The sequence below is a fragment of the Vibrio taketomensis genome (genome assembly GCF_009938165.1).
Lineage (GTDB): Bacteria > Pseudomonadota > Gammaproteobacteria > Enterobacterales > Vibrionaceae > Vibrio > Vibrio taketomensis.
The window spans coordinates 244,131-256,459 of the sequence record NZ_AP019650.1 but is presented as its reverse complement, the minus strand read 5'-3'; the positions used below and the strand labels follow the sequence as shown (position 1 = coordinate 256,459).

10 protein-coding genes and 3 pseudogenes are annotated in these 12,329 nt (G+C 44.2%); 6 read left to right on the top strand and 7 right to left on the bottom strand.

Annotation, left to right across the window (positions count from 1 at the left end):
• The first annotated feature begins 115 nt into the window (after positions 1-115).
• Entirely contained in the window at positions 116-721 is a 606-nt protein-coding gene (locus tag Vt282_RS14900; RefSeq protein ID WP_162063887.1) for an AraC family transcriptional regulator, read from the top strand.
• 102 nt (positions 722-823) lie between these two features.
• Entirely contained in the window at positions 824-1,741 is a 918-nt protein-coding gene (locus tag Vt282_RS14895; protein ID WP_162047850.1) for a M14 family metallopeptidase, read from the top strand.
• Positions 1,742-1,816: 75 nt separating this feature from the next.
• Here Vt282_RS14895 and Vt282_RS14890 read toward each other — a convergent pair whose 3' ends face one another.
• Together Vt282_RS14890 and Vt282_RS14885 are read right to left on the bottom strand one after the other, a co-directional pair.
• Positions 1,817-2,446: a DsbA family protein gene (locus Vt282_RS14890; RefSeq protein ID WP_162064525.1), complete on the bottom strand. Its 630-nt coding sequence runs from the start codon at positions 2,444-2,446 to the stop codon at positions 1,817-1,819.
• A gap of 161 nt (positions 2,447-2,607) precedes the next feature.
• Positions 2,608-3,477, bottom strand: coding sequence for a patatin-like phospholipase family protein (locus Vt282_RS14885; RefSeq protein WP_162063886.1), 870 nt, complete (start codon positions 3,475-3,477; stop codon positions 2,608-2,610).
• 230 nt (positions 3,478-3,707) lie between these two features.
• On the opposite strand from Vt282_RS14885, the gene Vt282_RS14880 reads away from it, so the two are divergent.
• Complete coding sequence (locus tag Vt282_RS14880; RefSeq protein ID WP_162047847.1) at positions 3,708-4,964, top strand: Nramp family divalent metal transporter; 1,257 nt, start codon at positions 3,708-3,710, stop codon at positions 4,962-4,964.
• Between the two features lie 65 nt (positions 4,965-5,029).
• On the opposite strand, the gene Vt282_RS14875 is transcribed toward Vt282_RS14880, so the two are convergent.
• Together Vt282_RS14875 and Vt282_RS14870 are read right to left on the bottom strand one after the other, a co-directional pair.
• A complete protein-coding gene (locus Vt282_RS14875; protein WP_162063885.1) occupies positions 5,030-5,869 on the bottom strand; it encodes a class I SAM-dependent methyltransferase in 840 nt (279 codons plus the stop codon).
• Positions 5,870-6,173: 304 nt separating this feature from the next.
• Positions 6,174-6,359, bottom strand: a pseudogene (locus Vt282_RS14870) (glutathione S-transferase family protein); the annotation flags it as partial.
• Between Vt282_RS14870 and Vt282_RS20725 the strand changes: the two are divergent.
• The 3 genes and pseudogenes from Vt282_RS20725 to Vt282_RS14860 form a co-directional block, all read left to right on the top strand.
• Positions 6,351-6,500: pseudogene (locus Vt282_RS20725) on the top strand (LysR family transcriptional regulator); the annotation flags it as partial. The pseudogenes Vt282_RS14870 and Vt282_RS20725 overlap by 9 nt on opposite strands.
• Before the next feature lie 82 nt (positions 6,501-6,582).
• Positions 6,583-7,219: pseudogene (locus Vt282_RS14865) on the top strand (START domain-containing protein).
• 214 nt (positions 7,220-7,433) lie between these two features.
• Positions 7,434-8,816, top strand: coding sequence for an MATE family efflux transporter (locus tag Vt282_RS14860; protein WP_162063884.1), 1,383 nt, complete (start codon positions 7,434-7,436; stop codon positions 8,814-8,816).
• Between the two features lie 109 nt (positions 8,817-8,925).
• Here the strand turns inward: Vt282_RS14860 and Vt282_RS14855 are convergent, their stop codons facing one another.
• From Vt282_RS14855 to Vt282_RS14845, 3 genes are all read right to left on the bottom strand, one after another.
• Positions 8,926-10,719, bottom strand: a complete 1,794-nt coding sequence (locus Vt282_RS14855; RefSeq protein ID WP_162063883.1) for a cation:proton antiporter — start codon at positions 10,717-10,719, stop codon at positions 8,926-8,928.
• Between the two features lie 134 nt (positions 10,720-10,853).
• Positions 10,854-11,513, bottom strand: a complete 660-nt coding sequence (locus Vt282_RS14850; RefSeq protein WP_162063882.1) for a Bax inhibitor-1 family protein — start codon at positions 11,511-11,513, stop codon at positions 10,854-10,856.
• Between the two features lie 32 nt (positions 11,514-11,545).
• Positions 11,546-12,262 (bottom strand): SIMPL domain-containing protein, encoded by a 717-nt coding sequence (locus tag Vt282_RS14845; protein ID WP_162063881.1) that lies wholly within the window; start codon positions 12,260-12,262, stop codon positions 11,546-11,548.
• Positions 12,263-12,329: the final 67 nt, after the last annotated feature.

Below are 12,329 nucleotides of genomic sequence, written 5' to 3'. Positions count from 1 at the left end.
TTAACACCAAGGTCAGACCAGCTTAACAATTTGCATACCTATCGTCATGGGTTCAATATGGCTTTTTTGATCGAGACACGCTACTCTTAGCGGCCCATAAAAACCGAGCTTATCCATGCATTATTCTATCGCTCTTCAAACTAAAGAATTTGGCTTTTTATCCATTACACCGCGTAAAAAGCTGCTAAAACACACCCTATTACGTGTTGAAGAAGGATTAGCGCTGGTCAGGTTGGGCAAACACGAATATGCGCTAGAAGCGGGACATTCAATTTGGCTTCCATTCGATTGCCTGACTTCGATTAGCTACTTCCCACAAACGAAAGTCGCACTCACCGAAGTATCAAGCCGCGTCTCGCAAACGATGCCAAAACAAGCAGGCTACGTAAAACTCAACCCACTCACTACCGCTGTAGTAGAGCGTTTAGCATCCATGAATGCGCCGCATGAACAAAAACTCGATTTGTACCGAGTGCTACTGAGCGAGCTAACCACACTACAACCTGTGCTTAAACTGAACGCACCGAGCCAACGCATTGCTCAATGGTCTCCACAACAAGAGACGAGTGAACTATCGAAGGAAGTACAGTTAACCCTGCGAGTAAGAGAAGCGCGCCGTAAGTTACTCTCTGGTAGTAAAAAAGAGCAGGTCGTCGCGGAGTTGTTTGATGACAATCAAGCGGCATTCGAAGCGATGTACCAAAGCATCTGTGGTGAATAAGACCTTAAGCGCCATAAAGCTTAGTTTTCATTAAATTCTTCTTGGCATAGTGGCTAGCCTGTCGCTATGCTGCATGCATCGTTAGTTAACATTAAATACATCATGACTAAACAAGCATTCTACCCAATTGGCACTCCTGGCCAAAAATGGACCGATACTGACCGCCAAGCTTGGCGCGCATCTACCCAAATTAAACGTCTCTACAGTGAAGAGGTTCTACCGAAAATCGAAGCACTGAAAACTCGATTCAATGTAGAACAATACGGTGCGCTTTCTTACGATGCAGAGCGTTTTCCACTTTACTGCATCAAAAGCAATAACTGGGATGCAAACAAACCAACCGTATTGATCTCTGGTGGTGTTCACGGTTACGAAACCAGTGGCGTGCAAGGTGCATTGTTGTTCGCTGACCAGCATTTAGAAAACTACAGCCAACATTTCAATATTGCGATTGCGCCATGTGTTAGCCCTTGGGGTTACGAAACCATTAATCGCTGGAACCCACTCGCGATCGATCCAAACCGTTCATTTTACGCCAATAGCACTGCAGAAGAGTCTGCGGCCCTGATGTCACTCGCGGCGGAACTTGGTGATGTATTGGTGCATTTTGACCTACATGAAACCACCGATACCGACGAAACGGAATTCCGCCCAGCACTCGCAGCTCGCGATGGCATCGACTACGAAGAAGATATTATTCCGGATGGTTTCTACACCGTGGGTGACAGTGAAAATCCACAACTTGAGTTCCAAGCGGCCGTGATCAATTCTGTTGCCAAAGTGACGCACATTGCACCCGCTGATAGCAACGGCCAAATCATTGGTTCTGACGTTGTGCAAGAAGGTGTAATCATGTACCCAATGACCAAACTAGGCCTATGCGGTAGCGTGACAACTTGCCAATTCCACACGACGACTGAAGTGTACCCAGACAGTCCGAAAGTGACCGATGAAGAGTGCAACCGAGCTCAGGTAGCGGCTATTATCGGTGGTCTTGAGTATGTGATTGCTCACCGATAAGAATAATCGAGCGAGAGATTCGCTGAATACAAAAAAGCAGCCATCATCGGCTGCTTTTTTCGCGTTGTTAAGACGTTAAGCTTTCATCAACTCTGCAACGCGCTCTAATGTTTTTTCCGCTTCTTGATACTCTATTGGTAGCTCGGTGATTGTCCCCTGATATTCAAAGAATAATGAAGGGAAACTATTACCACCAATGGAGCGTGCAAAATCAATCTCTTCTAACAAAGCATGGCTGATGCGTTCGCTGTAATAATCGCGCTCAAATTGCTTACTATCAAGCTGCAACTCTTTCGCAAGCTGGAATAGAACCTCATCATCACTTGGGTTCAAGGCTCTCAAATAGTAGGCTTTTTGAATCGCTCTAACCATTGCTCGCTCAGCCCCTTCCTCCCTTGCAGCTAACACAGCACGACAAGCAGGATAGGTGGAGCGTCTTGGCGTATTATTACGCCAAAAATCAAAGTTAAACTCAGTACCTAGGTAATCAGATATTTTTAACCAATAGGATGCGATTTGCTCTTGCATGAGTAGCGGCATTGGCTCGTCGGTATCCGGTGCCAAACCACCAACTAAATAATGTACATCTAAGCTGGTCTCAAAATCGTGAGCAAGGCTTTGCTCTATCTGCTTCCACGTTGGCTGATAACCCCAACACCAAGCGCACATAGGATCATGAACGTAATACAATTTGGCCTTACTCATCATCAACTCCACCAGCGTAAAAATATCTGACTAGAATATACCCTGTTGAGAAGAGATGCGAGCATCAGCAACCGTGACAACATTGATCGTCTAAACGCTCTTTTGGTGCAACAAGGTGTAAGTCTGTTAACTTATCCACCCAATCAACCAACTTCTTATAGTTATAAACAAAAGTGACAATTATCGTCATTGAGACCATGAATTCCATTACGACTCGCTAAATGTGTTTGACCTGCGTGATAACCCATTTCGTAACCCTGTTCTAGGGTTGCTTTATTCATCGTTAAGCGCTTAACCGCAAAATCTTCCGGTGGCGCAATAACGCGAATCACCGCATCAGAAGGTGGGTTGCGAATAAAGTCTAATGACTGATTGTAGTTTTCCGCGCGTACTAGCATTGATTCAGCAACGCTTGGATAACGTGCAAGCAAGCGTTTCATCAACCAAGGCGCACGGGTTGGACGCATGTGGTAATTTAATGGTTGTGACAGCACTACCGTGATATCACGAGCCCCACGACGGTATGCTTCTTTTACTGGTATAGAATCGGCAACACCACCATCGGTATAGCAACCACCCGAAAAACATGGTGTATGTCGATAAGCGATAGGCAGCGCTGTCGTCGCTTCCATTACACACGGTAGATTACTAGAGTTGAGCTGAAAATAATCGGCATTACCTGTTTCAATATTGGTGACAGCAGCCAACATCGGGATAGAAAACAACGTATCTTGATCTAAAGGATAGCGTCGATTTGACTCCTCAATAAGCCATTTTACGTCAACTAAATCGCCACCTCGAGCAAACCGTGTACGGTTGAAAAAGTGCTTATCTGTTGCCAGATCCATGATGACTTTATAACTGCGCTTTGGTGCATTGGAAAGATAACCAAGTAAATTTGATGCACCCGCTGAAACCCCAATAGCAAAATCGTAAGGTTTATAATCCTGCGCCATAAAAGCATCGAGCACTCCACTGGCGAAAATACCACGCATTGCTCCGCCTTCGACAACCAGCGCTTGTTTATTCATGACTTAACCTTAACTTTCATTCTTAACTTTTCTGCTGATAAGATTAACCAAACAATTTACATCGCTCAAATTGCTTATAGTTATCTCACTAATTAGATTTTCCTATCAATCCATTCCACTCGGTCCCATTATTCATAGGTTTTCGCTATCAAAATTATAGTCACAGTGAATTAGCGCATTATCCATTGCAGGCGTAATGTTCTCAGCATCTGAATCACTGGACACTCGTAATGACAACGCTTACTACCACCTCCAACACGACAAACATTGGCCAAGCAGCCAACCTGAAATCACTAAAAGGCAGCAGTAAGCGTCTTATTGGCCCTGCATTTATCGCCGCGATTGGTTACATTGATCCAGGTAACTTTGCTACCAATATCGAATCTGGTTCTGCTTTTGGCTATCAACTATTATGGGTAGTGCTTTGGGCCAATCTCATGGCAATGTTGATTCAATATTTGTCAGCTAAATTGGGTATTGTCACTGGTAAAAATCTTGCTGAACATCTTCGTGACAATCTACCTCGTTGGGCTGTCGTTCCATACTGGATTCAAGCTGAAATTATTGCGATGGCAACCGATTTAGCCGAGTTTATTGGCGCTGCAGTCGGCTTTCAATTGCTGCTCGGCGTTAGCCTATTTGAAGGTGCAGCGATTACCGCACTGTTTAGCCTTGCCATCCTTACACTCGGTCGTAAAAATCAAAAACCGCTTGAGATGGTGATCGGTGCATTATTGGTCTTCGTCGCCGTTATCTATATTTTTGAATTGATGATGGCAAAACCAGAAGCGGCGCCAATGGCGGCAGGTCTATTGATTCCAACACTGAATGATCCAAAACAAGTGTACTTAGCCGCAGCGATTTTAGGTGCAACCGTCATGCCTCATGTAGTGTACCTTCACTCTGCGTTATTCAGTGCAAAGAGCGAACATAGCGCGCAAAAACGCCTAAAAATGACTCGCGTTGATGTGTTAATCGCAATGACCATCGCTGGCTTCGTTAATATCGCAATTATTGCCATGGCCGCTGCAGTGTTTCACCAAACAGGACGTAGTGATATCGCAAGCATTGAAACGGCTTATCAAACATTGACACCAATGCTTGGTAAAGGCGCTGCGCTGCTATTTGGTTTGTCTTTGATCGCTTCAGGTTTGTCATCAACGGTTGTCGGCACTCTGGCAGGTCAAGTGGTGATGCAAGGCTTCGTCCACTTTTCTATCCCTATGTGGCTTCGTCGCACCATTACCATGCTGCCAGCATTCGGTTTTATTGCCATGGGAGTGAGTACCACTGACATTCTGGTTGCTAGCCAAGTCGTCCTCAGCTTTGGTGTTGCACTGGCGATTATTCCGTTACTTATCTTCACTAGCCGCCGAGATATTATGGGTTCATTTAGCAATAATCGTCTCACATCCGTCTTAGGTGCGATCATTGTAAGCTTTGTATTGGCGTTGAATGGTTATCTATTGTGGAGTTTGGTGGCGTAGTGAGCGTTCACCAATAAATCAGTGCTCAACATATGAAAAAAAGGGCGAGAACTCGCCCTTAGATTTTATTTATGGCTCACAACAAACGCCATTTCATCGCTCTCGACCAGTGGATTACCACGAAGGTCGCTGTAACTTGCTTTGATTGCTAACCCATGAGGCTCCAACTCGTTTTTGATCATGTCGAGCGTGAAGTGTTGCAGCCAGTTATATACCGTCCATTCACGATTCGCTTCGCTAATCACATACTTGTCCAAGGTCACGAGTTCTGGCTGATATGCAAATGATGACTGAATGCACCAATAATCGTCAGCACTCCAAAAACCATTCATGGTGTTTTTACCTAACGTGATGAAGTCACTTTGCTGATCAAAACGTGTCGCGGTATAAACATCAAAAGCAATCACACCGTTCGGTGCTAGCATAGACTTAAATTTACCAAGCAAAACGGAGCGTTGTGCTGGGCTAAGCGCACAAAAATCGCACATTACTAGAGTGATCAAATCAAATTGACGATCATCTTGATATTCAAGGTAGTTGCCAAGATGGTATTCGATGTCTAGCTCTGCTTGCTTCGCTTGTTGATTTGCATACTCAAGTGAATTAGAAGAAAAATCTAATCCAACAACAGTGCCGACTCCGCACTGCTTCAGACGCTGAGTGTACAAACCAGGGCCACAACCAAAATCAATAGTTTGTGAATTTTGGTTTAAACCAAACTCAGACACTAGCCAGTTAACCGATTGATCAATAAAGTCAAAAGAGCGTGAGGCCGCTTCAATATTAGGATTGAGATGATACGCAAGCATCTGCTTGGCGATGTGCTCATCCGCCCACAGCACTTCTGCGGTATACGCTGACCAAACAACCGGTTTTTCAGTAGATTGACTAAGTTTCTTAAACATATTTGTAATTCCGACAATAAATTTTGAGGTCGTCCTTACTTAAATTAGGCGTTCAATTAATGAGTAGCGCTATTCTAAAATGCGGTAAGAACGTGTGTAAAATTAGTAGCTTGAAAATTAATCATTGCAAATACCTCCTTGCTTGTGAAATCGTTGATTTAATAAAAACGTGCGCAATCTAGCAGCAATGTTTTACTTAAGCAATCGTTCTCCAACTGTCATTTTACCTTTAGTAGGAAAAACAAAAGCGCCACTATCTATATTGCTGTATTTGGGTATAGCGACGCTGATTTTGCATGCAAATTTAGAACGATACGTCTTCGCCCGCTTCATCTTCAGCCACAATATCGATCTCTAAACTGGCTTGCTCTAACCATGCTTGTAGCGAAGGGCTGTTCAATACTTTCTGCTGGTACGCTCTGGCGCTGGGAGATAACTCAATGCCATAGGTTTGAAAACGCTAGGCAACCGGCGCATACATAGCGTCAGCAGCGATCTAACCATACTGGAAAATATGCCTCCCTTGCCTGCTGTAGATATCGTGTTGATCACTGGCATCGAACCTCATCCGCTGTTAGATAAGCGATGTTTGGAACAAATGATGGAATTGATAACTTGCTCAGTGGCGTAGCGGCAAGATTATTGATACCAAGGTTCGATATACACCGTATAAATTTGTTGGTATGGCACTAATTTATTTAAATGGATGTTTTATGTTGTCACTCAGGGTAAGCACCTTTATCGCTCTATCTTTGGTATCCACTTCTTCAGCGGCTTTAGAGCAAAGCTGGCAATTCGAAAGCAGTACCAACGGCATTACCATCCACACTCGAGAACACAAACAAGGCTTAGTCGAAATTCGAGCACAAATGTTTACGCCAACAAGTTATGGCGCATTTTAACCCTACTCGAAGACAGTGACAACATTCTAACTGGATTGACAATGCAAGCCATAGCCGAGTGCTTAAGCAAATTTCTAACAACGAAAATATCGTCTATACCCAATTCAAAGCGCCATGGCCAGCCAAGGACAGAGATATGGTTACCTACTCAAAATTTTGGGTGGATGAAGCTGGATTAAACATTGCAATAAGTGATGCTCCAGCATCGATATTTGCCGAACAAAGTGAGTACTTACGCATTCATTCAGTCAAGGCAAGTTGGACCTTACAGAAGCTGACGAACGGAACGACCTTTATTGAATACACTGCGTTTGCCAATCCCGGCGGCGCACTACCAAGCTGGTTAATCAATCGACTATCAAAACAAAGTGCTCGAGATACCTTCAACAATTTAAGGTTACAGCTTCCCAAATACCAAGCTTACTCTCACCCTCAAATTGCAGAGTAGAATACCAATACAACCAGCCTATTGGTTCAAATGAAGCATGGACTTGCAGTCGGAATACCTTGAATCAACAAGAGCGGAATTTACACGTTATAGCGACGATTGACTCTTATTAACAAGCTGATTATATTGTCGCCGCCTGATCGGGCACACCCTAAAATGCACATCCGCTATCCTGCCATCACTGGTGCATTTATATTGGTGTTTTAGAGCAAACATGCAAACATCTCTTAGTCGTTTTATTCACGAATCACGTGCATTAATGCAGCTGTCGATCCCTATTATTTTGACGCAACTCGCAACCCAAGCGATGGGCTTTGTCGACACCACCATGGCTGGTCAAGTAAGTGCTGCAGACCTTGCTGCAATCGCACTTGGCGGCAGTCTTTGGATTCCCGTATTGCTATTATTACGTGGCGTTATCATGGCATTGACACCCGTTGTCGCTTACCACCGAGGCGCACAAGATTTTGGAAGTATTTCGGTAGAATTCTTTCAAATGGTATGGCTCGCGCTCATCTCTAGCACTTTACTGATCATTTATCTGATCTGTGCTGAACCTATTTTACAGTGGATTGGCGTCGCCACAGAAATTATCCCAATTGCTAGTGACTATGCATTCGCTTTAGCTTTTGGTGTGCCTGGCATTGCCCTTTTCTATACCCTCAATGGTTTTTGTGAGGGGATGAATAACACCCGTGCACCGATGGTCATTTCGCTGCTCGGTTTATTGGTCAATATTCCTGTTAACTATGTCCTTATCTACGGCAAGTTTGGCTTCCCTGAACTTGGCGCTGTAGGTTGCGGTTGGGCAACCAGTCTCGTGTATTGGATGATGTCAGCTTTACTGCTGTCCTACATTAAAGGCCATCACCATTACAAAACCATCATTCGCTTGTCTGATGCCAAACCGATCGGAAGTAAAATGGTGTACTTATTAAAACTGGGCTTGCCAATTGGTATGAATATCGCGGTATGTGGCAGTATTTTTGCCGTTATCGCCCTGCTCATCGGTCGCATTGGTGCAGAAAATGTCGCAGCCGCGCAAATTGCACTGAATATCTCAAGTATGACTTACGTGATTCCAATGAGTGTGTCATTTGGCATCACCATTCGTGTTGGTCATTCATTGGGAGCAAAAGATGAACTAGGCGCGATTGAACGCAGTAAGATTGGTATCTTGGTCGCGGGGCTTATCTCTTTAATCGCGATTACCATATTCCTGCTGTTCCCAGACTGGTTGATCCGATTGTACACCACGGATGCAGCGGTAAGCGCAACTGCAGCCACGCTATTGGTACTCACCGCTGCCTACCAATTTAGTGACGCGATCCAAACCTCAGCCAATGGTGCTCTACGTGGCTATAAAGATACTAAAGTGCCGATGATTTTAGCGGTCGCGTCATATTGGGGCTTAGCACTACCACTGGGTGTCGTTCTAGGTCTGACTGATCACCTGGTTCCTGCTATGGGCGAGAAAGGATTTTGGGTCGGTATTCTCACTGGTCTCACCGTTGCAGCGATCCTGATGCTCTTACGCTTACGTTATGTCGTTAAAAAGCAATCAGCGTTACCTAACGATTTAGCGCCAGCAAACTAATGTGACAATGCGTTTAGATCCGCATTGTTGCGTCACTTAAAGATAAAAAGCGCGTTACTGCCTAATGCTTTAACGCGCTTTTTTATACTCATTCAATATGACTGAAGCATTAAGCCGCTTCTTGCTGCTGAATCAATGCCACCACTGTAGAGCGACTTGCGGGAGCGAATGTCTCTGATCCCTTATAAAAACCGATACTCCCCTTCTCATCAACGCTAAACAATGGAATGACAAAGTTCTGTTTATGATGCTCTAAATAATCTTGGTAAGTGAAACTGTCACTGAGTTTGGTATGTTTAATCTCAGCCCCTTTACTTATTAGGCTTGCAAGCTGGTTGTAGCTCACCTCTTCACCCAAAAATAACTGCACATGGTTGTCATCTGCAATGGCATGCTTTTCAGATCCACTTGCCATCGCCTTTTGTAGGCAAAAGACTTTGTCATCACCAAATTCTCGCGCGAATTGCATACACACGACTGAGTTAAAATGCTGATCGGGTGTTAAGGCAAGCGTTCTGCCTATGCCAATTAACGACAAATTATCCTCCGCATGACTCGATATTGGATTACCGTAATAGTAATCAAGCCCCAACATTCTCGACTGTCGAATATGATCCCAGTTTGAATCAGTCATCAGTACGCGCCGATCGTATACTGATAGTGCTTTTGCAATCTCTCTCGCCACACGATTAGCACCAACTACCAAATAGCCTTTCGGCTCAGGCTCGGTAACATTGAGTAAAAGAGCCATGGGCCTTGCGGTTGCACTTTGCAACACGACAGTGCCAATGATCACCATGAACGTCAAAGGCACGAGTAATACCGCTTCACTGATCCCAAACTCGACCAATTTAATCGCGAAAAGGGATGAGATGGATGCGGCAACAATACCTCTTGGCGCAACCCAAGATAAAAACAGCTTTTCTTTGAAAGATAACTGACTACCGATGGTCGAGAGCAGTATCGAAACTGGGCGAGAAACCAACTGCATAAAAACAAACAGTAAAAGTGCACCGCTTCCTAAAGCAGCAAACTCACTGAAACTGATCCTTGCCGCCAAAAAGATGAACAACCCAGTGATTAACAATATGGTGAGGTGTTCTTTGAAGTGGAGAATTTGCTGAATATTGACCCCTTTAGCATTGGCTAGCCACATACCCATTACCGTAACGGTCAACAAACCTGCCTCAGACTCAATTTGATTGGAAAGCGCAAAGACACCGAGCACGACCATTAACACTGAGAAAGGTTGTAGGTACTCTGGCAACCATCTGCGCCGCAATACCTCAGCAACAGCCCAACCGGATGCGAGACCAAATAGCAAACCAACGCCAACCAACATACCAAACGCTTCAAGGCTATTGACTGCTTGATGAGAGACAATAAACTCGTACACCATCACCACAAATAGCGCCCCTAACGGATCAATTAAGATCCCTTCCCAGCGCAATATGTTGGCCAGTTTCCCGGTTGGTCGCACGGTTCGAAGTAAGGGCACGATAACCGTTGGTCCCGTCACGACGGTTAAGCTACCAAACAGCATCGCCAACTCCCATGAGAAATCGAGCAAGTAAACCGTTGCCACTGTCGTAAGAAACCAAGAGATCAAAGCTCCAATGGATACAATGCTCCAAACCGAGCCGCTCACTTCTCGAATTTGCTTAAAATTGAGGGTAATGCTGCCTTCAAATAAGATGACAGCAACAGCTAAAGAAATGAGGGGAAAGAGCAAGTCACCGAGGATTTGATCAGGATTCAACCATTGCAAAAAAGGGCCGATGAAAAGCCCGGCCAAAAGCAAAAATAAAATGGCTGGTAAACGTAATCGCCATGCCAGCCATTGACATCCAAGACCAATCATTCCCACCGTAGCAAGCACGAGTGCTTCATTGCCAATTTGCATATTCTTTCATCCCATAGAATTGATGATTTGAATATAGGCAATGTGTGACAACATTCTAGATGAAATTCTCACCAAGTGAGATTAAACAAACGTCGCCAGCATGTTACATAAATTATTGTGAATGCGTGATGTACCTATCTGCGCCCCATCAACCTCACAATTCTTAGGAACAAATTGATGATATCCATATACAAGGCAGCAGCGCTATCTACTGCGTTGTCGACAGTCTTAGGGATTTGATTAGCCCGTCCCCAATCAAAACCAATGTAGCCGCAGAAAATAATGACGACGATCCAATCAATCAGAGCTGGGACAGTACCGACGGTAAAAATCATAATCAATTCAACAATAATAACGACAACAAGTGCGATGGTTAACGCCCCAACAATCCGCGAAAAAAATGCTGGATACATCACGCCCAGTAACATCATCACTCCGGTTACCAGACCTGTGACTTGTATTGCTTCTATGATCAGCGATGGATCGTATCGAGAAACCACGATATTGATAACGAATCCAAACGGAACAACCACGAAGTTATAACCGACAAAACTCACTAACGGATTTGAAGAGCTTGAAAATAAGTAAACGCCTAAAAAACAGCTCGCGAAGTAACCAATGAAAAACAGCCACGGGTTAATCGCGGTGATAGCCTCTGGTGAGATACTGCCGACCATCAACCAGTTAATCCAAAACCCCCAACACAAAACAACACCAATGATTAAGTTGTAGACCCTTACACTGATTTCTTGACCATCGGAATCACGGCGGTCAAACACTTCTGATTCAATCATTTAAGAGATTCCTTTCTCCAATTTTACAAAAACTATTCCGTCAAAAAGAACGTAATACTAGTAACGACACGAACATCCTTTTCAATTTTATCGGTATCACTGTAACTTTGCCCAACATCGCGAATCACAAAACTCCCTTGGCTCGCATTTCGGATCCCGCCTACCTTAACCCCAGCATTCGTCGCGAACTCATTAGCCGCAATTCTCGCGTTCTTTGTCGCTTCTTTTAGCATGCTTGGCTTGATCTCATTAAGCTTGGTGAAGTAGTACAATGGTGCGTTATTTTGAATCGAAAGGCCTTGAGAAATCAGCTTGTTCAACTTTGAGCGAACCTGCGCCACTAAATCCACATTGCTTGTTTGTACTTCGATTTCACCAGTTAGGTAATGATCCACATCGACCAACTCTTGTTGCTCGTTGCGGTATTCATGTTTGTTGTAGTTAATCACGCCAGGTTTAATTTCTTCGAGACTGAAACCACTTTCGGTGAGCAACTGAATAATCTGTGCTTGATTAGATTCTGAGCGGCTATAGAGCTCAGATATTTGTGATGAACTGTTTCCATGCACCGTATAACTAATCGACCAATATGCTGTATCTGCTTTGACGCGCCGCTCAGCCAAACCTTTTACATCCGCAGTATTCAACGCCACCTTAGACTTATACAACGTTTCACTAATGAAAAAGCCTGAAGCAGCCATACCTATTGCTAAAATGAATGAACAAATTACTATCGATACTGTTTTCATTTCGGTTACTCCTAAATGAACACCTTGGTTGATTACTTTGCTGTGTTTATTCAACACATACAAAAAT